General features: G+C 71.7%; 21 protein-coding genes and 1 pseudogene. 9 read left to right on the forward strand and 13 right to left on the reverse strand.

The genetic code is table 11. From position 1 onward, the window contains the following. Nucleotides 1–5: 5 nt before the first annotated feature. Complete coding sequence (locus J7E94_RS19535; protein ID WP_215017120.1) at nucleotides 6–1,592, reverse strand: acyl-CoA carboxylase subunit beta; 1,587 nt, start codon at nucleotides 1,590–1,592, stop codon at nucleotides 6–8. 131 nt (nucleotides 1,593–1,723) lie between these two features. Here J7E94_RS19535 and J7E94_RS19540 point away from each other — a divergent pair, with 131 nt between their 5' ends. The 5 genes from J7E94_RS19540 to hutH all read left to right on the forward strand — a co-directional run bounded on the left by J7E94_RS19540 (nucleotide 1,724) and on the right by hutH (nucleotide 7,952). Beyond that, nucleotides 1,724–2,590: a biotin--[acetyl-CoA-carboxylase] ligase gene (locus J7E94_RS19540; protein WP_215017121.1), complete on the forward strand. Its 867-nt coding sequence runs from the start codon at nucleotides 1,724–1,726 to the stop codon at nucleotides 2,588–2,590. A 195-nt stretch (nucleotides 2,591–2,785) separates the two neighbouring features. After that, nucleotides 2,786–3,940, forward strand: a complete 1,155-nt coding sequence (locus J7E94_RS19545) for an adenylate/guanylate cyclase domain-containing protein (protein WP_215017123.1) — start codon at nucleotides 2,786–2,788, stop codon at nucleotides 3,938–3,940. Between the two features lie 29 nt (nucleotides 3,941–3,969). Then, a complete protein-coding gene (locus J7E94_RS19550) occupies nucleotides 3,970–4,770 on the forward strand; it encodes an enoyl-CoA hydratase-related protein (protein WP_308345336.1) in 801 nt (266 codons plus the stop codon). Nucleotides 4,771–4,862: 92 nt separating this feature from the next. Beyond that, entirely contained in the window at nucleotides 4,863–5,978 is a 1,116-nt protein-coding gene (locus J7E94_RS19555) for a GGDEF domain-containing protein (RefSeq protein WP_215017127.1), read from the forward strand. A gap of 432 nt (nucleotides 5,979–6,410) precedes the next feature. Then, the gene (gene hutH / locus J7E94_RS19560; RefSeq protein WP_215017129.1) at nucleotides 6,411–7,952 is read left to right on the forward strand and encodes a histidine ammonia-lyase; all 1,542 of its coding nucleotides are present in this window, start codon (nucleotides 6,411–6,413) and stop codon (nucleotides 7,950–7,952) included. 63 nt (nucleotides 7,953–8,015) lie between these two features. On the opposite strand, the gene J7E94_RS19565 is transcribed toward hutH, so the two are convergent. Continuing rightward, complete coding sequence (locus J7E94_RS19565) at nucleotides 8,016–8,339, reverse strand: LPXTG cell wall anchor domain-containing protein (RefSeq protein ID WP_215017131.1); 324 nt, start codon at nucleotides 8,337–8,339, stop codon at nucleotides 8,016–8,018. A 107-nt stretch (nucleotides 8,340–8,446) separates the two neighbouring features. On the opposite strand from J7E94_RS19565, the gene J7E94_RS19570 reads away from it, so the two are divergent. After that, the gene (locus J7E94_RS19570; RefSeq protein ID WP_215017133.1) at nucleotides 8,447–8,788 is read left to right on the forward strand and encodes a hypothetical protein; all 342 of its coding nucleotides are present in this window, start codon (nucleotides 8,447–8,449) and stop codon (nucleotides 8,786–8,788) included. 133 nt (nucleotides 8,789–8,921) lie between these two features. Then, nucleotides 8,922–10,190: an Ig-like domain-containing protein gene (locus J7E94_RS19575; RefSeq protein WP_215017134.1), complete on the forward strand. Its 1,269-nt coding sequence runs from the start codon at nucleotides 8,922–8,924 to the stop codon at nucleotides 10,188–10,190. A gap of 119 nt (nucleotides 10,191–10,309) precedes the next feature. Here J7E94_RS19575 and J7E94_RS19580 read toward each other — a convergent pair whose 3' ends face one another. Further along, nucleotides 10,310–11,230 (reverse strand): helix-turn-helix domain-containing protein, encoded by a 921-nt coding sequence (locus J7E94_RS19580; RefSeq protein ID WP_215017136.1) that lies wholly within the window; start codon nucleotides 11,228–11,230, stop codon nucleotides 10,310–10,312. A 215-nt stretch (nucleotides 11,231–11,445) separates the two neighbouring features. On the opposite strand from J7E94_RS19580, the gene J7E94_RS19585 reads away from it, so the two are divergent. Beyond that, on the forward strand, nucleotides 11,446–12,492 hold the full coding sequence (locus J7E94_RS19585; RefSeq protein ID WP_215017138.1) for an NAD(P)-dependent alcohol dehydrogenase: 1,047 nt from the start codon (nucleotides 11,446–11,448) through the stop codon (nucleotides 12,490–12,492). Here the strand turns inward: J7E94_RS19585 and J7E94_RS34725 are convergent. The 5 genes and pseudogenes from J7E94_RS34725 to J7E94_RS19605 all read right to left on the reverse strand — a co-directional run. Continuing rightward, nucleotides 12,463–12,678, reverse strand: a pseudogene (locus J7E94_RS34725) (DUF397 domain-containing protein); the annotation flags it as partial. The gene J7E94_RS19585 and the pseudogene J7E94_RS34725 sit on opposite strands and share 30 nt — an antisense overlap. Nucleotides 12,679–12,942: 264 nt before the next feature. Beyond that, nucleotides 12,943–13,146: a hypothetical protein gene (locus J7E94_RS19590; protein WP_308345338.1), complete on the reverse strand. Its 204-nt coding sequence runs from the start codon at nucleotides 13,144–13,146 to the stop codon at nucleotides 12,943–12,945. A 184-nt stretch (nucleotides 13,147–13,330) separates the two neighbouring features. After that, entirely contained in the window at nucleotides 13,331–13,849 is a 519-nt protein-coding gene (locus J7E94_RS19595; RefSeq protein ID WP_215017140.1) for a Scr1 family TA system antitoxin-like transcriptional regulator, read from the reverse strand. A gap of 11 nt (nucleotides 13,850–13,860) precedes the next feature. After that, the gene (locus J7E94_RS19600) at nucleotides 13,861–14,370 is read right to left on the reverse strand and encodes a DUF6879 family protein (RefSeq protein WP_215017142.1); all 510 of its coding nucleotides are present in this window, start codon (nucleotides 14,368–14,370) and stop codon (nucleotides 13,861–13,863) included. Continuing rightward, nucleotides 14,357–14,563: a hypothetical protein gene (locus J7E94_RS19605; protein WP_215017144.1), complete on the reverse strand. Its 207-nt coding sequence runs from the start codon at nucleotides 14,561–14,563 to the stop codon at nucleotides 14,357–14,359. Before J7E94_RS19605 ends, J7E94_RS19600 begins: the two co-directional genes overlap by 14 nt. Nucleotides 14,564–14,718: 155 nt before the next feature. Between J7E94_RS19605 and J7E94_RS19610 the strand changes: the two genes are divergently transcribed. Further along, nucleotides 14,719–15,204, forward strand: coding sequence for a hypothetical protein (locus J7E94_RS19610; protein WP_215017146.1), 486 nt, complete (start codon nucleotides 14,719–14,721; stop codon nucleotides 15,202–15,204). On the opposite strand, the gene J7E94_RS19615 is transcribed toward J7E94_RS19610, so the two are convergent. From J7E94_RS19615 to J7E94_RS19635, 5 genes are all read right to left on the reverse strand, one after another. Continuing rightward, nucleotides 15,205–15,798, reverse strand: a complete 594-nt coding sequence (locus tag J7E94_RS19615) for a hypothetical protein (protein ID WP_308345340.1) — start codon at nucleotides 15,796–15,798, stop codon at nucleotides 15,205–15,207. After that, nucleotides 15,795–16,463 carry a peptide-methionine (S)-S-oxide reductase MsrA gene (msrA, locus tag J7E94_RS19620; RefSeq protein WP_215017148.1) on the reverse strand — a complete coding sequence of 223 codons (669 nt, stop codon included), beginning with the start codon at nucleotides 16,461–16,463 and terminating at the stop codon, nucleotides 15,795–15,797. Before msrA ends, J7E94_RS19615 begins: the two co-directional genes overlap by 4 nt. Nucleotides 16,464–16,544: 81 nt before the next feature. After that, complete coding sequence (locus tag J7E94_RS19625) at nucleotides 16,545–17,636, reverse strand: hypothetical protein (RefSeq protein WP_215017150.1); 1,092 nt, start codon at nucleotides 17,634–17,636, stop codon at nucleotides 16,545–16,547. Beyond that, on the reverse strand, nucleotides 17,633–19,234 hold the full coding sequence (locus J7E94_RS19630; RefSeq protein ID WP_215017152.1) for a M48 family metallopeptidase: 1,602 nt from the start codon (nucleotides 19,232–19,234) through the stop codon (nucleotides 17,633–17,635). The genes J7E94_RS19625 and J7E94_RS19630 overlap by 4 nt, the downstream gene beginning before the upstream one ends. Before the next feature lie 233 nt (nucleotides 19,235–19,467). Next, complete coding sequence (locus J7E94_RS19635) at nucleotides 19,468–20,577, reverse strand: hypothetical protein (protein WP_215017154.1); 1,110 nt, start codon at nucleotides 20,575–20,577, stop codon at nucleotides 19,468–19,470. Between the last annotated feature and the right edge of the window lie 59 nt (nucleotides 20,578–20,636).

Genomic DNA, 20,636 nt, shown 5'->3' on the forward strand with positions numbered 1-20,636 from the left:
GGGGGCTAGAGGGGGATGTTGCCGTGCTTCTTGGGCGGCAGGGACTCCCGCTTGGTGCGCAGCTGCCGCAGCCCCTTCACCACGTGCGCCCGGGTCTCGGACGGCATGGTCACCGCGTCGACGTAACCGCGCTCGGCGGCCGTGTACGGGTTGAGCAGCGCGTCCTCGTACTCGGCGATGAGCCGTGCGCGGGTCTCCTCCACATCCTCCGCCTCCGCGATGTCGCGCCGGTGCAGGATGTTCACCGCGCCCTGAGCGCCCATGACGGCGATCTGCGCGGTCGGCCAGGCCAGGTTGAGGTCCGCGCCGAGGTGCTTGGAGCCCATGACGTCGTACGCGCCGCCGAAGGCCTTGCGGGTGATGACGGTGATCAGAGGCACGGTCGCCTCCGCGTACGCGTAGATCAGCTTCGCGCCGCGCCGGATGATTCCGTTGTACTCCTGATCGGTGCCCGGCAGGAAGCCCGGCACGTCCACGAAGGTCAGCACCGGGATGTTGAAGGCGTCGCACGTACGGACGAAGCGCGCCGCCTTCTCGGAGGCGTTGATGTCCAGGCAGCCGGCGAACTGCATCGGCTGGTTGGCGACGATGCCCACCGGGTGGCCCTCGACCCGGCCGAAGCCGGTGAGGATGTTCGGCGCGAAGAGCGACTGCGTCTCCAGGAACTCCGCGTCGTCGAGCACGTGCTCGATCACGGTGTGCATGTCGTACGGCTGGTTCGCGCTGTCCGGGATCAGTACGTCCAGCTCGCGGTCGGCGTCGGTCACCTCGGTATCCGCTTCCTCCGGGAAGGCGGGCGGCTCGGAGAGGTTGTTCGACGGCAGGTAGGCGAGCAGCGACTTCACGTACTCGATGGCGTCCTTCTCGTCACCCGCCATGTGGTGCGCGACGCCGGATGTGCTGTTGTGCGTGCGCGCCCCGCCCAGCTCCTCGAAGCCCACGTCCTCGCCGGTGACCGTCTTGATGACGTCCGGTCCGGTGATGAACATGTGCGAGGTCTGGTCGACCATGACCGTGAAGTCGGTGATGGCGGGGGAGTACACGGCGCCGCCCGCACAGGGTCCGACGATCAGGCTGATCTGCGGAATCACCCCGGAGGCGTGCACGTTGCGGCGGAAGATCTCCCCGTACATGCCCAGCGCGCTGACGCCCTCCTGGATGCGGGCGCCGCCGGAGTCGTTGATGCCGATGAGCGGGCAGCCGGTCTTCAGCGCGAAGTCCATGACCTTCATGATCTTCTGGCCGTAGACCTCGCCGAGGGCCCCGCCGAAGACGGTGAAGTCCTGCGAGAAGACCGCCACCGGGCGGCCGTCGACGGTTCCGTAACCGGTGACGACGCCGTCGCCGTAGGGGCGGGTCTTCTCCAGCCCGAAGCTGGTGGAACGGTGCCGGGCGAATTCGTCCAGCTCGACGAACGAGCCCTCGTCCAGCAGCAGGGCCACCCGCTCACGCGCCGTCAGCTTGCCCTTGGCGTGCTGCTTCTCCACGGCTCGCGCGGATCCGGCGTGGGTGGCCTCGTCGATGCGGCGCTGCAGGTCCGCGATCTTGCCCGCGGTGGTGTGCATGTCGATCGGCTCTGACGGTTGTGACATCGGGGTCGCGGCTCCCTGCGTGGTGTCAACTGCCTGGTCAATTGAATGACTACGGCTGGCTACTGGTGCGTAGCGTATCGGCGGGCATGGCGCTCGGCAGTGCGGCGTTTGACACACCTACATTGGCTTGCATGACGCCATCAGATGCATCAGCAGGAGCTTCCGACGGACGCTGGTCGAACCTGGACCGGCCGCCCCTCAACGCCGCCGGCCTGAAACGGGCCCTGGTCGGCGAGGGCGGGCTGTGGACCTCCCTGGAGGTGGTGCCCGCCACCGGGTCGACCAATTCGGACCTCGCCGCGCGGGCCGCGGAGCTGCCCGAGGGGGCCGTGCTCGTCGCCGAGGAGCAGACCGCCGGGCGCGGGCGGCTCGACCGGAGCTGGGTCGCGCCCGCCCGGTCCGGGCTGTTCTTCTCCGTCCTGCTCAAGCCGGGCGGGGCCGTCCCCCAGGAGCGGTGGGGGTGGCTGACCCTGCTGGCCGGGGTGGCCACCGCGACCGGGCTGTCCCGGGCGGCGGGAGTGGACACCTCCCTCAAGTGGCCCAACGACCTGCTGGTCACCGTGGAAGGTGAGGAGCGCAAGACCGGCGGGATCCTCGCCGAGCGGGTCGCCGACGGCGTGGTGATCGGGATCGGGCTCAACGTCACCCTGACCGAGGACGAGCTGCCGGTGCCGGGTGCCGGGTCCCTCGCCCTGGCCAAGGCCACCGTGACCGACCGGGATCCGCTGCTGAGGGCCGTACTGCGGGCCCTGGAGCAGTGGTACGGGACCTGGCGGGCGGTCGGCGGCGACCCCGCCGCCAGCGGCCTCCAGGAGACCTACGCGGCCGGCTGCGCCACCCTCGGCCGCCATGTCCGCGCGGAGCTCCCGGGCGGCCGCACGCTCACCGGAACGGCCGAAGCGGTCGACACCGATGGCCGCCTGGTGATCCGTACGGCCGAAGGGCAGCACGAGGCCGTGGGCGCGGGGGACGTCGTCCACCTGCGGTCCGTGCACTGACCCCTGCATCCCGTGCACCCCGGCGCCGCCCGGGCGGGCCGCGTCCGCCGTCCGGCCGCACTCCCCCTTCCCCGAAGAAACGGGGAGGGGGAGTGAGCTACGGCACACCTGCCGTATGGTTTAGGCGATCCCGGTGCTCGCGGTGATCAACCGGTTCGGCAGGGCATTGCGCACGGAATGGACAGGAGGCGGCCCTTGACCGTCGGCGATTCAACGTCCAGCGCGCCCAACCACGGGCACACCGGTCCGGGCACCCCGATCGGGCGGGATCAGCACACCCCCCACCACGAGGTCGACCACACGGTGCAGCCCACGGCGGACCCTCTCGCCATCCGGCTGGAGCAGCTGATCCTCGGCGCCGAGCGCCGCTACACGCCCTTCCAGGCCGCCCGCAGTGCCGGGGTCTCGATGGAGCTCGCCTCGCGCTTCTGGCGGGCCATGGGCTTCGCCGACATCGGCCAGGCCAAGGCGCTGACGGAAGCCGACGTACTGGCGCTGCGCCGGCTCGCCGGCCTGGTGGAGGCCGGGCTGCTGTCGGAGCCGATGGCGGTGCAGGTGGCCCGGTCCACCGGGCAGACCACGGCGCGGCTGGCGGAGTGGCAGATCGACTCCTTCCTGGAGGGGCTCACGGAGCCGCCGGAGCCGGGCATGACCCGTACGGAGGTCACGTACCCCCTGGTGGAGCTGCTGCTGCCCGAGCTGGAGGAGTTCCTGGTCTACGTGTGGCGGCGCCAGCTGGCGGCCGCCACCGGGCGCGTGGTGCAGGTGGCGGACGACGAGGAGATGGTCGACCGGCGCCTCGCGGTGGGCTTCGCCGACCTGGTGGGCTTCACCCGGCTGACGCGGCGGCTGGAGGAGGAGCAGCTCGGCGAGCTCGTCGAGTCCTTCGAGACCACGTCGGCGGACCTGGTGGCCGCGCACGGCGGCCGGCTGATCAAGACCCTCGGTGACGAGGTGCTGTACTGCGCCGACGACGCGGCGACGGCGGCCGAGATCGCGCTGCGGCTCATCGAGACGATGGAGGCCGACGCGCAGATGCCCGAGCTGCGGGTCGGGATCGCCTTCGGCACGGTGACGACGCGGATGGGCGACGTCTTCGGGACCACGGTGAACCTCGCGAGCCGGCTGACGTCGATAGCGCCGAAGGACGCGGTGCTGGTGGACGGGGCGATGGCCGAGGAGCTGGGCCGGACCGGGGCCGCGCCGGTCTCCGAGAAGGAGGCCGAGTCCGAGGAGGGCGGCGGCGGGTACCGCTTCGCGCTCCAGCCGATGTGGCAGCGGCCGGTGCGCGGGCTGGGTGTCGTGGAGCCCTGGTCGCTGACGCGCAGGAAGCCTAAGATCCCCGGATAACGTTCGTTAACCGGGAGGGTCCTGTGCCAGTGCAGTCACAGCCAGTCGAGTCGGAGTTCGTGGCGGTACGCCGGCACGAGGGCGGGGTCACGGAGCTGGTCCTGGACCGCCCCAAGGCGATGAACGCGGTGTCCACGCAGATGGCCCGCGCCATCGGGGCTGCCTGCGCCGACCTGGCCGCGGACGCTTCCGTACGGGTGGTCGTGCTCTCCTCCACCGCGGAACGGGCGTTCTGCGTCGGTGCGGACCTCAAGGAGCGGAACTCGCTGTCGGATGCCGAGCTGGTGCGGCAGCGGCCGACCACGCGGGGGGCGTACGGGGGCGTGCTGGAGCTGCCGATGCCCACGATCGCCGCCGTGCACGGCTTCGCGCTGGGCGGCGGCTTCGAGCTGGCCCTGGCCTGCGATGTGATCGTCGCCGACGAGACGGCCGTGGTCGGCCTGCCCGAGGTGTCGGTGGGCGTGATCCCGGGCGGCGGCGGCACGCAGCTGCTGCCGCGCCGGGTGGGGGCGGCGCGGGCAGCCGAGCTGATCTTCACGGCGCGCCGGGTGGAGGCGGCCGAGGCGCTGTCCCTGGGCCTGGTGGACTCGGTGGTTCCCGCGGGCGAGGACCGGGAGCAGGCCCTGGCGCTGGCGGCCCGGATGGCGGCGAACTCCCCGGTGGGCCTGCGGGCGGCCAAGCGGGCACTGCGGCTGGGGCACGGGATGGACCTCACGGCCGGTCTGGAGATCGAGGACGCGGCCTGGCGGACGGTGGCCTTCTCCGGCGACCGGGCGGAGGGCGTGGCGGCGTTCAACGAGAAGCGCAAGCCGAACTGGCCCGGGCAGTAGCGGGGGGCTGCCGCTTACGGCCCGTGATCTTGCTGTCACCGAAAGCCGCGCCAATTATCACTAAATCGGACAAACTTCCCTAACCTGGGGTGATGGGAGTCGACGGGCGGCTGCGAGCCGTGGTGGGCCTCGCGCAGGCGATGGCCGCGGCCAACGCTCCGCGGGACAGTGTGCGGGCGGCCGCGCGGGGCGCGCGGGTGGCCCTGGACGGCTCCTTCGCCGCGATCTCCGCCTGGGAGCGCGAGCGCGGGCGCCTGCGGGTGCTCGTGAACGAGGGGGAGCGGCGGCCCGGGGAGGTGGAGTTCCCCGAGGACGAGTCCTACCCGGTGCACGACTTCCCCGAGATCACCGAATTCCTGCACGAGCGGTGGGCGGGCGGCGGCGGCCCGCACGCCTGGGTGGAGAACGCGGTCGGCGACCGGCCGGGCCGGCGGGGCGAGGCCCTGCGGCGGCGCGGTCGCGGGACCTGCGTGGTCGCGCCGGTGGTGCTGAGCGGGCGGGCCTGGGGCGAGCTGTACGTCGCCCGGGACGAAGGGCTGCCCGACTTCGACGAGGACGACGCGGAGTTCGCGACCGTGCTGGCCGCCGTGGTCGCGGCCGGGCTCGCGCAGAACGAGCGGCTGGAGGAGGCCCGGCGGCTCGCCTTCACCGACCCGCTGACCGGGCTCGCGAACCGGCGGGCCGTCGACATGCGGCTCGACGAGGCACTGGAGGAGCACCGGCGGACGGGGGTCGTGGTGAGCCTCGTCGTCTGCGACCTGAACGGCCTGAAGAAGGTCAACGACACCCTGGGCCACGCCATGGGCGACCGGCTGCTGGAGCGCTTCGGGTCGGTGCTGAGCCTGTGCGGGGCCATACTGCCGGGTGCGCTGGTGGCGCGGCTGGGCGGTGACGAGTTCTGCCTGGTCGGGGTCGGGCCGACGGCGGACGAGGTCGTACGGGTCACCGAGGAGGTGTGCGCGCGGGCCGCGGAGCTGGAGCTGGGGGAGGGGGTGGCCTGCGGGGTGGCGTCCACCGGGGATCCGATCGGGCTGGTGAAGTCCTCCCGGCGGCTGTTCCGCCTCGCCGACGCCGCGCAGTACAAGGCGAAGGCGGCCCGCTCGGCGAAGCCGGTCGTCGCGGGGCGCGACACCGCGGTGGTCCGCCTGGCCGACGCCGCCGCCGAAGCCGCCTCGGGCGAACGCCGCCGGTTCCGAGGCCGCCCATGACGGCCCCGCGTCCCCAGGCCCCCTGCGGGTCCGCGTCCTGGGGCTCTGCCCCAGCCCCCGCGCCTCCATCGCCGGCGGGGCTGCTGGTGGCTGCTGCCGTCCGTTTGGCGCGGGAGCCGGGCGTCGGCCGAATCAAACCCCGCCGGCGATGGAGGCGCGGGGGGCGGGGCGGGGCCCCAGGCTCTGGCCCGCACGCGGGCTGTGGCATCGGCCGAATCAAGCCTCGTCGGCGTTTGAGGCGCGGGGTGCGGGGCGGAAGCCCCGGCGGTGACCCGCAAGGGGGGCGCGCCCGGCCCGTTCAGCCTCGCCGGCGATCGGGGCGCTGGGCGGGCCCGGTGGACATGCCCCGCAGGGGGGAGGTGGCTGTTCCGGGGCCCGGGCCGGGAGGGGGTGACATGAAGCGATTCAATCCGTAGGGTGCTGAATATGGATATGCACACTGTCGTAGTGGGGACCTCCGGGACCACCGCCGAGGACGTCATCGCCGTCGCCCGCGGCAACGCACGGGTCGAGCTGTCCGGCGAGGCCCTCGACGCGCTCGCCCGCGCCCGCGAGATCGTCGACGCGCTCGCCGCCAAGCCCGAGCCCGTCTACGGGGTGTCCACCGGGTTCGGCGCGCTCGCCTCCCGCCACATCAGCCCCGAGCTGCGCGCCCAGCTCCAGCGCAACATCGTCCGCTCGCACGCCGCCGGCATGGGCCCGCGCGTCGAGCGGGAGGTCGTCCGCGCGCTGATGTTCCTGCGGCTCAAGACCGTCGCCTCCGGGCACACCGGCGTGCGCCCCTCCGTCGCCCAGACCATGGCCGACGTGCTGAACGCCGGCATCACCCCCGTCGTCCACGAGTACGGCTCCCTCGGCTGCTCCGGCGACCTCGCGCCGCTCTCCCACTGCGCGCTCGCGCTCATGGGCGAGGGTGACGCCGAGGGCCCGGACGGGATCGTCCGCCCCGCCGGCGAGCTGCTCGCCGAGGCCGGCATCGAGCCCGTCGAGCTCCGCGAGAAGGAGGGCCTCGCCCTCCTCAACGGCACCGACGGCATGCTCGGCATGCTGATCATGGCCCTCGCCGACCTCGGCAAGCTCTACACCTCCGCCGACATCACCGCCGCGCTGACGCTGGAGGCCCTGCTCGGCACCGAGAAGGTACTCCAGCCCGAGTTGCACGCCATCCGCCCGCACCCCGGCCAGGGCGCCTCCGCCGCCAACATGGCCGCCGTCCTGAAGGGCTCCGGCCTCACCGGGCACTTCCAGGAGGAGTCCGCCCCGCGCGTGCAGGACGCCTACTCCGTGCGCTGCGCGCCGCAGGTGGCCGGCGCCGGCCGCGACACCATGGCGCACGCCGCCCTGGTGGCCTCCCGCGAGCTGGCCGCCGCCGTGGACAACCCGGTGGTCCTGCCCGACGGGCGCGTGGAGTCGAACGGCAACTTCCACGGCGCCCCGGTCGCGTACGTCCTGGACTTCCTGGCCATCGCCGCCGCCGACCTCGGCTCCATCGCCGAGCGGCGCACCGACCGGCTGCTCGACAAGAACCGCTCGCACGGCCTGCCGCCCTTCCTCGCGGACGACGCCGGCGTGGACTCCGGTCTGATGATCGCCCAGTACACGCAGGCCGCCCTGGTCAGTGAGATGAAGCGGCTCGCGGTGCCGGCCTCCGCCGACTCGATCCCCTCCTCCGCCATGCAGGAGGACCACGTCTCGATGGGGTGGTCGGCCGCGCGCAAGCTCCGTACGGCGGTCGACAACCTGACCCGGATCATCGCCATCGAGCTGTACGCGGCCACCCGCGCCATCGAGCTGCGCCACGGGCTGACCGCGGCCCCGGCCAGCCGGGCGGCGATCGAGGCCGCCCGCGCGGCGGGCGTGCAGGGCCCGGGGCCGGATCGTTTCCTCGCGCCTGACCTGGCCGCCGCTGACGAGTTCGTCCGTACGGGCGCTCTCGTCGCCGCGGTGGAAGGCGTGACGGGCCCGCTGGCCTGACGGAGTCGACACCGCAGCCGAAGGGCCGTCCCGACCGGGGCGGCCCTTCGCCGTGCGCGGGCCCTACAGGGCGCGGGAGCGGCGTACCGAGAACGTGACGAAGCCGGCCCCGATGCCGAGGCAGACCGTACCGCCCAGGAGGTACGGGGTGGTATCGGTCGAGCCGGTGTCGGCGAGCGAGAGCGGAACCGGCTGGGAGCCCGTCTGGGTCCGTGGCCCGGCCGCGGGCGCGGCACTGTCGGCGCTCGCGGCGTTCGCGGCGGCGGGGACGCCCGAAGGGCCTCCTGCGGCCCCGGGCGCGGTCGCATTGGCCGAGGGCACGAACCAGAGGGCGCCGAGGAGGGTGGTCGCTCCGAGAGCGGTGAGCAGCGGACGGCGTGCGGACACGGTGCGATCCCCCTTGTGGCAGCAGTGAATTGGCCGTGTGCGGTGATGCTACGGAAAGGGGCGGGTCGTGGGAAAGCCGGGGGTTCCGCGGGCTTACTCTCCGTCGTATGAACCCTTCTGAGACATCACGATTCATCCGCCTTCGGGTGGATTTGGTACTGGAGGTTCCGGATCCGGATGCACTGACCGGAGCGGCCCTCACCCACATCGAGGCCGACGAGTTCATGCCGGAGGAGGAGCGCGGCCACGCCGAGTCCGCCGTCCGCGAGGACGAATCGGAGGCCCTCGCCTACCTGGTCGACCCCACTGACCTGGTCGCGGAGATCCCCGGCGTGGAGCTGGCGCAGGCCTCATGGAGCAGCGAGCCCGTGGAATACGACCCCGAGTCCATGGAGTGGGACCTCGACGAGGAAGATGGGGACTTCGACGAAGAAACCGGCAACGCCTGACCGTGTGGTAGCCCACATCCCACCGGAATGTGGAACCGACCCGCGCCGTTAACGCGTTGTCAGGACGAGGCAGGGGGGCGTTTCCCCCTGCCCGGCCAACCCCGGGACGGCAGCCCCGGGGTTTCCGGCAACGATGGAGTGGCGTGTGAGGACGGACAGCAAGCGGCGGAAAAGGTCCCTGGTGGCTGTATCCGCCGTGCTCGGCGGTGTACTGATGCTCGCGGCGTGCGGTGGCGAAGACGACGGGAAGCCGGGCGCAGCCGAGACCAGCAAGTCCCAGGCGGAGGTCGACGCGGCGGCGGCCAAGGACGCCTCCAAGGCCCGAATAACGATCACGCCGAAGGACGGCGCCACCAACGTCGGCCTCAACGACGCGACGAACGTCGCCGTCAGCGACGGCACGCTCACCAGCGTCGAGCTGAAGACCTCCGAAGGCACGGCCGTGGCCGGCAAGATCGCGGCCGACGGCAAGAGCTGGAAGCCCGACGCGGCGCTGAAGCGCTCCACCAAGTACGCCCTGTCGGCGACGGCGAAGGACGCCGGCGGCCGCGAGGCGCACGAGAACGCCTCCTTCACCACGGTCTCCCCGGAGAACAGCTTCGTCGGCTCGTTCATCCCGGACGAGGGCCAGACCGTCGGCGTGGGCATGCCGGTCTCCATCACCTTCAACAAGCCGATCAAGGACCAGAAGGCCGTCCAGGCCGCCATCTCCGTCACCTCCAGCAGCGGCCAGGAAATCGTCGGCCACTGGTTCGGCTCGCAGCGGCTGGACTTCCGCCCGGAGCAGTACTGGCAGGCGAACTCCACCGTCACGCTGAAGCTGGCGCTGGAGGGTGTCCAGGGCGCTCCCGGCGTCCAGGGCGTCCAGAACAAGACCGTCACCTTCAAGATCGGCCGGAGCCAGGTCTCCACGGTCGACGCGAAGTCGAAGAAGATGACGGTCACCCGGGACGGCGCGGTCCTCAAGACCATCCCGATCTCGGCGGGCTCCCCGGAGAACCCGACGTACAACGGCCAGATGGTGATCTCCGAGAAGTTCAAGGAGACCCGGATGGACGGTTCCACCGTCGGCTTCAAGAACGAAGAGGGCAAGGGCGAGTACGACATCAAGGACGTACCGCACGCGATGCGCCTGTCGACCTCCGGCACCTTCATCCACGGCAACTACTGGGGCTCGGACTCGATCTTCGGCAGTGTCAACACCAGCCACGGCTGTGTCGGCCTGAACGACGCCAAGGGCGCGAACGACCCGAACCAGCCGGCCGCCTGGTTCTACGACAACTCGCTCATCGGCGACGTGGTCACCGTCGTCAACTCCCCGGACAAGACCGTCAAGCCGGACAACGGCCTCAACGGCTGGAACATGAGCTGGGCGGAGTGGAAGGCCGGCGCGGCCGTCTGATCCGCCCGACCCGCGCGACCTCCTGAAGACGGACGGCGGGGAGCCCCTCACGGGCTCCCCGCCGTCCGTCTGTCGTCGTGCGGCCCTTCCAGGATCCGGGTCGGCAGCGGGCCCCTCGGCTAGGAGGCGGCCGGGGCAACCGGTACAGCCGGGACAGCAGGTGCGGCCGTGGCGGTCTGGCCGGGTGGGGCCGCCGACGGGGAACTCCACGACGCCAGCAGGCGCAGGGCGTCCTCGGACGGCGAACCCGGTGCCGGGTGGAAGGTGACCAGGCACTGCTCCGGATCGCCCGGGAGCGTCAGCGTCTCGAAATGCAGGTCCAGCGCGCCCACCAGCGGATGCCGCAGCTTCTTCAGCCCGTGCGTCTTGTCCGCCACCGTGTGCGCCGCCCACAGCCGCCGGAACTCCTCGTTCTTCACCGACAGCTCCCCGACCAGCGCCGACAGCCGCTCGTCGTCCGGGTGCCGGCCCGCGTACATGCGCAGATTGCTTACCACCTCGCAGGCCCGGCACTCCCATTCCGCGTACAGCTCCGCCGTCGCCGGGTCCAGGAACACCAGCCGCACCAGGTTCCGCTCCTGCGGCGGCAGCGCCCCGAAGTCCCCGAACACCGCGGCCGCCAGCCGGTTCCAGCCGATGACGTCCTGGCGCCGCCCCACGAGGTACGCCGGTACGCCGTCCATCGCGTCCAGCAGGGCCCGCAGTTCCGGCCGGACCTGCTGGGGGCGGTGGCTCTGGCGGCGCCTGCGCGGAGTCGGGCGCGCCAGGTGCATCAGGTGCGACTGCTCGGTCGCGGTCAGCCGCAGCGCCCGCGCGATCGCCTCCAGGACCTCCGTGGAGACGTTGTGCCCGGCGCCCTGCTCCAGGCGCGTGTAGTACGCGACCGACACCCCCGCCAGCTGCGCCAGTTCCTCGCGGCGCAGCCCTGGGACGCGCCGGCGGCGCCCGTAGTCCGGCAGGCCCACGTCCTCGGGGCGCAGCCGCGCGCGGCGGGAGCGGAGGAACTCGCCGAGACATGCGCCGTGATCAAGCTGGTCCATGGCGCCAGTATCGCCGGGCGGCGGGCCGCCGCGCCGGCTTGTTCCTGACCCCGCCAAGGGTAGGTTCGCCAGTCCTAGGCAGGACAGGGGGCTGGGTGGGCGCCGCCCGGCCCGGCAGTCTGGGCACCGTCACCGCGGCGCGGACGCTCTTCGCGCCGCGGCGGCAATCACCACCCTCATCGTTTGAGAACCAGCGTCACCGCCGAGGAGCACCCATGTCCGTCACCCAGGTCGCCGCCTACGCCGCCCCCGCCCCCAAGGCCCCGCTGGAGCGCATCACCGTCCCGCGCCGCCCCGTCGGCGAGTACGACGTCCTCATCGACATCAAGTACGCCGGCATCTGCCATTCCGACATCCACCAGGTCCGCGACGGCTGGGGCGAGGGCATCTACCCCATGGTTCCCGGCCACGAGATCGCCGGTGTCGTCACCGAAGTCGGCCCGGGCGTCACCAGGTTCGCGGTCGGGGACCGGGTGGGCGTCGGCTGCTTCGTCGACTCCTGCCGCGTGTGCGCGTACTGCCTGGCCGGCCAGGAGCACTTCTGCGCCGAGGGCATGACCGGCACCTACAACGCCCTCGACAGGAACGGCGAGCCCACCTACGGCGGTTACTCCAGCCACGTCGTCGTCGACGAGAACTACACCGTCCGCATCCCCGACGCCCTCCCCCTCGACGCCGCCGCCCCGCTGCTGTGCGCCGGCATCACCCTCTACTCCCCGCTGCGGCACTGGCAGGCGGGCCCCGGCAAGAAGGTCGCCGTCGTCGGCCTCGGCGGACTCGGCCACATGGGAGTGAAGATCGCGGCGGCGATGGGCGCGGAAGTGACCGTCCTGTCCCAGTCGCTGCGCAAGAAGGAGGACGGCCTCAAGCTGGGCGCCTCCCACTACTACGCCACGAACGACGAGACCACCTTCGAGGAGCTGGCCGGCAGCTTCGACCTGATCCTGTCCACCGTCTCCGCGCCGATCGGCCTCGACGCGCACCTCGGCCTGCTGAAGGTGGACGGCGCCCTGGTGAACGTCGGCGCCCCGGAGGAGCCGGTCTCGCTCAACCTCTTCTCCGTCATCACCGGCCGCAAGACCCTCGCCGGCTCGATGATCGGCGGCATCGCCGAGACCCAGGAGATGCTGGACTTCTGCGCCGAGCACGGGCTGGGCGCGGAGATCGAACTGATCACCGCGGACCAGGTCAACGAGGCATACGAGCGCGTCCTGGCGAGCGACGTCCGCTACCGCTTCGTGATCGACGCGTCGACGATCTGACCCGCCGCTCCACCGCTGGGGGGTCGTACGCGGCTCGGCGTCCGGGCACTTGCTATCGCCCATGGCCCACGCGTCCGGCCCGATCTTCGCGAGGGTCACGCACGCCTCGCCGTCCGGGTGGGTGTTGCCTCCACACGCCTTGCTGAACTGGGCTCCGTCGATGTCGAGGCTGTACAGGTCGGTCATCTGGTCCTCCTTGATTCAGATGGGAAGGGCACCGCTGTCCCGCTCGCGGGGTGTCCGGGTGCCTCGCAGCGCTTCTGCGATCTGCTCGACGTGAGCAGCGGGGATCGAGCCCAGGTGCACGAGCGGCTGGTCCCTGGGGGTCACCTGCGGCCGCATCGCCGCGTAGGCGCTCTCCGGCAGGCCCAGGGAGGCGAGAAACCTCGCGCATGGCCTCGGAGGCGTTCACGGCCGCTGTGTGTCCGTCTCTCCACGTCTGCATGTCCACTACTGCACCTCGGGGTGTTTCTTGGGGTGCGCGGCCAACTCGACGTTGCAGTCCGAGACGGCGGACAGGTCCCCGTTGCCGTACGCCGCGGTGCGCTGCTTCGCGAGGGCGGCGCAGACACCGCAGCCCGGCGCAGGTCCGGGCGGTGTGCGAGGGAGGGACAGTTGAACCGGCGGGTCCATCGTGGTGCTGGGGCTGCTCACTGGGATTCCCTCCCTCGGGGTCGGCACCGCTGATGCTTCACCCGCTGAGCAGCTCGTTCTAGGACCTTTCCTGTTGGGGCAAGAACCCGACCCGAAGGACGTACAGCTTTACCTCGACGCGTTCGAACGATTCGCCGCGGTGGCGGTACCGCCCGCCGGATGCCGGACTTCCCCATGACCTGCTTCAGCCTCCACGACGAATACGCCACCGGAGTACGTGCTCGCAGATCAGGAAGCGGAAGCAGCGGCCGGGCTCGTACAGGACCGCTTGCCGTTCGAGCCGAGCGGCCACGGTCTTGGCCCTGGTCTCCTCCGGCAGGGCCGGAGGCAGGGAGAAGATGGCAGAGGCGTACTCGGGTGTCTGGAGGAGTCCAGGGACGAGCTGGCCCTGGAAGAGACTGAGCGTGGCGGTGCCGGCCTCAATGGCCCGGATGGTCTTCTGATGCTTCCACGGGCCCATGCGGCGCAGCAGTCGCCATGCGGTGGCCTCGGTGGCTTCAGCGCGGGCTGCCGCGAGGAACTCTGCCTTGACCGCCTGGCTCACGCCTATGGCGGTGAGGACCAGGTCCACGTCCTGCACGGTCGGTCGTACCTTGCCGGTCTCGATCTTCGACAGCTTCCCGGCAGACATGGAAGCCCTGCGGGCCACCGAGTCACCCGTGAGTCCGGATGCGTCGCGCAGGGCCCGCAGGGCTTTCCCCATCGAATCGGCGGTCAGTGGTGCCGCTCCCAGTAGTCCGCGAACGGCACCGCTTCGGCCAGGGCGCGGTCCTGGTGATTCTGATACTCGGCAAGGCTGTGGGCAGGGAGCAGTTCGGCGCCGAGGAACGCGCCTTCGGGTGTGTAGTGCATCCGGTACACGTCCTGGTCGTCGAACAACCAGAAGTCGTGATCAGGCAGGCCGATCACGTCCTGCTCAGCCTGGTCGATGATGCCGATGGTCTCGCCGGCCGTGATGTTGCCTGGGTAGGAGGCCAGCTCGTACCGCAGGTAGTCGGTCAGTGGAGACCGGAGTACGTGGACACGCGAGACGTTCTTGCCCTTGTCGGTCATCGACCGGACCCAAGGATTGTCGTCCCAGGTTGGGCCCATGTCCCCGCCCGCCAAGAAGCGTTCGAAGTCCTCGCGCTCCTCCTCCACGTCGTAGACGGCGAGTGTCTCCAGTCGGAAGGCGGTCCGCTCGAAGGTCTCGAAGAGTCGACCGAACTCCTCACCGCTGAGCACGGAAGTACTCCTCCAGCACCGCGGCCGGGATTACGACGGCGGTCTCGCCCTCTGGCAGGTCGAGTTGCGCCAGCCGCTCGGGGTCGGTGATGACGTAGCCCTGAACCACGTAGTCCTTGGCGTCCTCGGTGCCCCACAGCGTCGGGCACGCTCCGTTCCTGCACTCCGGGTCACCGGACAGCTTCCGCAGCATTCTTGCCCCCACATGTCGGCGTACCCTTGTCGCGTTCGATGCTCCCGAGCCGGTCACGGCGGGGTCAAGTGCTGATCCTTTCCAGAACAGGAAAGAAGCCTTCTCGGTTGGAATCGAGGATGCGTTGGGACGTACGCGGCGGCTACAACGGCAGCATGACCGTCTTCCTGTGTGCCAAGTGCGGCGGCAGTCTTACGCCAAACCTGACGCCGCTGCCTGCCGTTCCCTCAGTGCCTGACGACGAAGAACGGGACAAGGAGAGTCGGCTGGCGCCGGCCACGCTGCCGCAGGGGCACTACGCGATCGAGACCGAACCATGGGGTGCTCCATACGTGCCGCATCCAGACCAGGAAGACGGCGCGCCTGCGCAGCCGCGTGGGCCGTGGCGGAGTGATGAAGGGGTGGCAATGGTCTCGGCCGGGCCGCGCAACAACGTCGTGGTACACCCTGAAGACGCGCCTGACCTCCAGCCGCTGCCGGACTGGGAGAACAGCGCTGGATGCTGCGGTCCGTCCGGCGACAGCGGACTCAACCGTGCCTGCCCCTGTGGCGCCCGGGTGGCCACGCTCGTCGCGGACTGCTTTGGCCCGTACGAGCTCCACTTGGACGCGATGCGGGTCTACGGCTACGACCCGTCCTGATCAGTACCCCGAGGGGTGCCAGGCGGTGTGCCGGTCGCGCATCCGGTCCCGTCCCGCGGGGGTGGCGAGGATGACGTCCGCGCCGCCGTCGTATGGGTGGTGGATCCGGGTGAGGTCGGTGTCCGTGACGAATACGCCGGGCAGTGCGTCGTCGGCGGCCGCGCGGAGCAGCGGGTCGAGGCAGTCGCTCTGCCAGCGGCGGCGGTCGGCGTAGAAGTACCAGCGGGTGTGGAACTCCGGATCCGGATCGTCGGTGTCGTCCAGGGTGGTCCACAGCGTGCCCTCCGGGTGGAGGGCACGGCGGTGCTCCGACCACTGCGTCGGCTCGGACGGATCGGCCCAGTCGGTGGTCACCACATACACCTCGCCGCCCGCGAAGAGCTCGTCGAGGACCGTGTTGTACCGGTCGAGGAGAATCGCGTACTCCCCTTCGTCCTCCGCGTAGCGCTTCGACTCCGGCAGGCTGTGGAAGCGCACCCACCGGTCGGTGTATGCCGTCTTCAGCTCATGCGGGAGAAGCGGCCCGGCAGGTGTCCAGTCCTGCCACAGCCGGGTCAGCCGCTCATGTGCGGGGTCGGCGAGCGGGGCGGTCACTCTCCGGGTGCCTCGGTGATGCCAATGGGGCAGGCCACGCCCGTGCCGCCGATGCCGCAGTAGCCATTAATGTTGCGGTCGAGGTACTGCTGGTGGTAGGCCTCTGCCGGCCAGAAGGGGCGGTCCGCCGCCGGGAGGACGGCCGTGGTGATCCGGCCGTGGCCCGAGGAGGTCAGGACCTGCTGGTAGGCCGTGCGGGAGGCCTCCGCCGCGGCCTGGTGGGCGGGGGAGTGGGTGTAGACCGCCGAGCGGTACTGGGTGCCGACGTCGTTGCCCTGGCGGAAGCCCTGGGTGGGGTCGTGGGACTCCCAGAAGAGTTTGAGGAGGGTCGCGTAGGAGACCTGGGCCGGGTCGAAGACCACGCGGACGACCTCCGTGTGGCCGGTCAGGCCCGAGCAGACCTCCTCGTACGTCGGGTTTTCGGTGAAGCCGCCCTGGTAGCCGGCCAGGGTGGTCCACACCCCCGGGGTCTGCCAGAACTTGCGCTCGGCGCCCCAGAAGCAGCCCAGACCGAAGTCGGCGACCTCCAGGCCCTCCGGGTAGGGGCCGGCCAGCGGGTTGGCGAGGACCGTGTGGCGGTCGGGGACGGAGAACAGCGGCTCCGCGCGGCCCGTCAGGGCCTCCTCGCGGGTGGGGAGCTCGGGCGTGCGGCGGTACGAGAACATGGAATCGATTCCCTTCTTGTGGGAGTGACAACGGACAGGGGCCGGCCGGGATTCCCCGGCCGGCCCCCTTCTCGTCGCGCGCTACGCCTTCTTCGCCACCTGGCGCACGCAGAAGTCCCGCGCCTTGAGGTAGCGGGCCTTGCTGTCCGCCACGTACGTCCACGGCGTCGCGCCGATGTACCCGTCGACGGCCCGGAACTGCTCCAGCGCCTCCTCGTACCGGTCCTGCCAGTACAGGACCCACGCCAGCATGTGCCGCAACCGCCCCGCCCGCTGGTCGTCCGGCCGCGCCGCCGCCAGGTCCGCCAGCGCCGCGTCCGCGGCCGCGACGACCTCCGGCTGCTTGTAGTAGACGTCCGGGTCCGCGTCCTGGGTGGCCATCTCCTGCTCCAGGTGCGCGTACAGCGGCAGCAGCGTCAGCAGGTCGCCCGGCGCGCCCGCGGCCGCAGACTCCCGCGCGAAGGCCCGCGCCTCCTCGTGCGAGCCGCGCCACTTGCGGCACCAGTACTGGAGCGCGCCCACGTGCGCCGACAGCACCTTCGGGTCGCGCTTGGCGATCTGCGCCCACAGCTCCCGGTACCGCTCGTGCGAGTACCCCAGTGCCATGGCGATCGGCTGCTCCACCATGTACGGGACCGGGTCGGCCGGATCGGCGATGCGCTGCGCCTCGTGCGCGGCCTCCTGGGCCTGCGCGATGAGCTGGTGGAAGACCCGGAACTGCTCCTGCGTGGTCCGGCTCGCGCTCAGCGACCCGCGGACGTTCCACGCCACCTGCACCGCGGCGTCGGCGTGCACCACCGCGGCCGTCGGGTCCTGCGGCCGGGCCGCCCGCCACGCGAGCAGCCAGTCGTCCTCCACCGCCGCCAGTTCGGACAGGACCTGTACGCGCCGGATGCGCTCGTCCCAGTCCGCTGCGGCCGCGTCCACCCAGGCCGCGCAGGTCTGCCAGTCGCCCGACTTCGCCGCGGCCACGGCTGCCTGCTGGTCGGCGGAGACCGGAGCCCGGTTCTCCGTGTCCAGCAGGTCGGCGGGTACGAAGCCCTGCTCGACGGCGGTCCGGGCGTCGCCGCCGCTGGGGCCGCGGCCCTCCGCCTTGCGGCCCTGGCGGCCCTTGCTCCACAGCTTGTAGGCGCCGCTCAGCAGCATGACGCCGAGGATGATGAGGCCGATCACGGGGCAAGCACCAGCTTTCGCAGCAGTTCGGTGTCGGGCTGGTCCGCCACGACCGCGTCCAGGGCCAGGCCGAGCTGGTCCTCGAAGCCCTCGGCCTGGTAGCGCAGGGTCGCCGATTCCGACCAGGACAGCTGCCAGCGGGCGGCGCCGCGGGCCGTCAGCTCGGCGGTGACCAGCTGGTTCAGAGCGCGCCGGACGACCGGGCGGGCGAACTCGCGGGCCGCGCGGCCGGTGGCGGCGGCCGCCTGCTCCGACTTCGGGAAGCGGTCGGCGATCCGCCAGCGCACCGCCGGGTCGGCGTCGACCGCGTCCAGCAGGGCGGCGAGCTCAGGGCCCGCCCCCTCGGCGGTGAGGGCCTCGCGGATGTCCTCCGCGCCCTGGCCGACGTACCGGGTCATCGATTCGTGGACGAGGTCGTCCCAGTCCATCCGCTCCAGCGCGAGGGCCTGCGGGGTGAGGACCGCCTGCTCCAGGGCGGCCAGCGCCGCCTCGGGCGAGGAGAGCAGCTCCATGGCCGGGCGGGCCCCCTGGCCGGCCCGGCCGTCGTCGGGCAGGGCCTCGATGCGGGCCACGCGCTCGGCGAGCGCGGGGTGGGAGTCGTACGGGGACGAGGGTTCGGTGGACAGCTCCCGGCGCAGTTCGTCCAGGTCGCCGGAGCGGGCGTCGAGGAGGCGGCGCAGGCCGCCGAAGACCTCGCCGGGGCGGGGCAGCAGGCCGGCGCCGACCCCGAGGGTGGCGTACGAGCTCATGTAGAAGTCGTGCGCCGAGTCCAGGGCGTTCAGCTCGCGCAGCGCGGACGCGGCGGCGTCGCGGCCGGCGACCCGCACCGAGGCGAGGTCGGCGGCGAGCTCCTGGCGGCGGGCGGAGGAGAGGGTGGCGCGCATGTAGAAGGTGCCGTACGCCGTGTAGATCTTGGCCATCGCGCGGTACATCGCGCCCTGGCCCGTGGTGTCGACCGCCTTGGCCTTCTTGCCCTTGGCGATCCGCTTCTCGGCCTGCTTCTCCTGCTTCGCGCGCTCCTTGGCCACCTTGTTGTCCGCGCGCTCGTGGAAGTGGCCGATGGTGCGGATCAGTTGGGCGCGACCGCGGGCGATCAGCGGGGTGAGGCGGGTGTCGAGGTTGGCGTAGTGGCCCATCTCGTGGGCGAGCACGGCGCGCAGCTGCATCTCGTCCAGGCCGGTCATCAGGGGCAGCCCGAGGTAGAGGCGGCGGGTGCCGGGCCGCAGGCCGAGCAGCCGGGCGTCCTCGCTGACGGCGGCGTTGACCTCGTCGATCAGCACGATCTCGTCGGGGGCACGGGTGCCCACCTGCCGCGCGATCTCGCGGACGGTCTGCCAGAGCAGGGGCTCCTGCGCCTCCGTGACGGGGACGCCGGCCGGCGGCTCGCCCTTGGGGGTGCGCAGCATGAACAGGCCGCGCACGATCGGGACGGCGAGGACCACGGAGACGATGACGAGCTTGGCCGCGGCCGGGCCGTGCAGGCCGCCCGCGACGGCGGCGTAGTCGATGCCGGCCAAGGCGGCCAGCAGGACCACGCCGAGCAGATAGAAGCCGGCGAGCAGGACGAGCGCGCGCAACGCGCGCAGTGAAGCGCCCATATGGACAGATCCCCCCACGGGATGAAAGCGGTGCTGAAGTGTGCGCGTCACGTTCGCGCGCGGGCGGCTGCGTGTGCGCACACGTGCGCCCGTACGTACGCGTGCGTACGCGTGCGTACGGGCGCGGGTGCATGCGTGAACGCGCCGCCACCGCCGCATCATGCGGTCCGGTGGTCACTTACGGCAACCTTATTGGCCCGGGATTCTTCCTGGTGAGGGGGTGGTCCGTCCGCTCAGTGCGGGAGCGTCGCCGGCGAGCCGCCGTTCGCCTCGTACCCGGCGACCGCCAGCGCCCGGTAGATCGCGTACTGCGCCGCCGGGTCCTCCGAGGCCGACCACGGCAGGGCGCCCACGTAGCCGTCCACGTGCCGCACCTGCTCCATCGCCTCCGCCCAGCGCTCCATGTTGACCAGGAACAGCAGCAGCAAGTGCCGTACGTGCGCGAGCATCGGGTCGTCCTGCCGCGCCGTGTGCACCGCGTACAGCGCGCCCTCCACCGCCCGTGTCACGACCGCGCTCTGGTAGAAGCCGCCGGTCAGGATCACGTCGGGCAGGTTCTCGTACAGCGCGAACAGCGGCAGCGCCGCCAGCAGCGAGCCCTGCGGGGCGCGGGCCGCCGCCGCGTGCGAGAAGGCGTCGGCCTTCTCCCGCGAGCCGTGCCACTTCTCGCACCAGTAGTGCAGCGCCGCCAGATGCGCGCCCATGTGCTGCGGCGCCCGGTCGATGACCTTCGCCCACAGCTCGTCGAACTCCGCCTCCGAGTAGGCCAGTCCCCGCGCGACCGCCAGCTCCGTGATGTACGGGACCGGGTCGCCCGGCGACAGCAGCGCCGCCTTGCGGCACGCCTCCCGCGCCTCCTCCAGGATGATCCGGTGGTCGGCGGAGCCGACACCGCCCGAGGCCCGCCACGCCTGCTGCACCAGCAGCTCCGCGTGCACCTGCGCGCCGCCCGCGTCCTTCTCCGCCTCCAGCCGCCAGGCCTTCAGCCACTGTGCGCCGACACCGGGCTGCTGTACCAGCTCCAGCGCCGCCGCCCCGCCGAAGGCCTGCACGCGCTGCCAGCGCTGCTCGCCCTCCTTCGGGGTCCCGGCGAGCAGCTGCGAGGCCGCCTGCCACTGCCCGGTGCGGCGGACGTTGTCGAGGGCGTCCATCAGGTCGTTGTCGGGCCCCGGGATGCGGATGTCGAGGTCCTCCTGGCGGTCGAATCCGTAGTTCGCGGGGTCGGCGGCGTCGGGGCTGCCGGGCGCGACCTGGCGGATGCCGCCCCCGCGCCGGGCCCGTGCGTACGAAACGGTCATGGCGGCGAGCAGGGCGAACCCCATCAGGACCCAGATAATCTCCATGCCGCCAAGCGAACCAGACTGAGGGGGCCGCAGGCCAATGGCGGGCCAAGAGAGGAGCG

Origin of the sequence: Streptomyces sp. ISL-94, from assembly GCF_018614075.1 — a bacterium.
Lineage (GTDB): Bacteria > Actinomycetota > Actinomycetes > Streptomycetales > Streptomycetaceae > Streptomyces.

Excerpts from the sequence above, each read along its gene's own strand:
- J7E94_RS19595 (WP_215017140.1), bottom strand. The coding sequence starts at position 13,849 with ATGGGGAAAGCCCTGCGGGCCCTGCGCGACGCATCCGGACTCACGGGT.
- J7E94_RS19630 (WP_215017152.1), bottom strand. The coding sequence starts at position 19,234 with ATGGGCGCTTCACTGCGCGCGTTGCGCGCGCTCGTCCTGCTCGCCGGC.
- J7E94_RS19605 (WP_215017144.1), bottom strand. The coding sequence starts at position 14,563 with ATGCTGCGGAAGCTGTCCGGTGACCCGGAGTGCAGGAACGGAGCGTGC.
- J7E94_RS19610 (WP_215017146.1), top strand. The coding sequence starts at position 14,719 with ATGACCGTCTTCCTGTGTGCCAAGTGCGGCGGCAGTCTTACGCCAAAC.
- J7E94_RS19575 (WP_215017134.1), top strand. The coding sequence starts at position 8,922 with ATGGAGTGGCGTGTGAGGACGGACAGCAAGCGGCGGAAAAGGTCCCTG.
- J7E94_RS19580 (WP_215017136.1), bottom strand. The coding sequence starts at position 11,230 with ATGGACCAGCTTGATCACGGCGCATGTCTCGGCGAGTTCCTCCGCTCC.
- J7E94_RS19555 (WP_215017127.1), top strand. The coding sequence starts at position 4,863 with ATGGGAGTCGACGGGCGGCTGCGAGCCGTGGTGGGCCTCGCGCAGGCG.
- hutH (WP_215017129.1), top strand. The coding sequence starts at position 6,411 with ATGCACACTGTCGTAGTGGGGACCTCCGGGACCACCGCCGAGGACGTC.
- J7E94_RS19570 (WP_215017133.1), top strand. The coding sequence starts at position 8,447 with ATGAACCCTTCTGAGACATCACGATTCATCCGCCTTCGGGTGGATTTG.
- msrA (WP_215017148.1), bottom strand. The coding sequence starts at position 16,463 with ATGTTCTCGTACCGCCGCACGCCCGAGCTCCCCACCCGCGAGGAGGCC.
- J7E94_RS19540 (WP_215017121.1), top strand. The coding sequence starts at position 1,724 with ATGACGCCATCAGATGCATCAGCAGGAGCTTCCGACGGACGCTGGTCG.
- J7E94_RS19635 (WP_215017154.1), bottom strand. The coding sequence starts at position 20,577 with ATGGAGATTATCTGGGTCCTGATGGGGTTCGCCCTGCTCGCCGCCATG.
- J7E94_RS19585 (WP_215017138.1), top strand. The coding sequence starts at position 11,446 with ATGTCCGTCACCCAGGTCGCCGCCTACGCCGCCCCCGCCCCCAAGGCC.
- J7E94_RS19535 (WP_215017120.1), bottom strand. The coding sequence starts at position 1,592 with ATGTCACAACCGTCAGAGCCGATCGACATGCACACCACCGCGGGCAAG.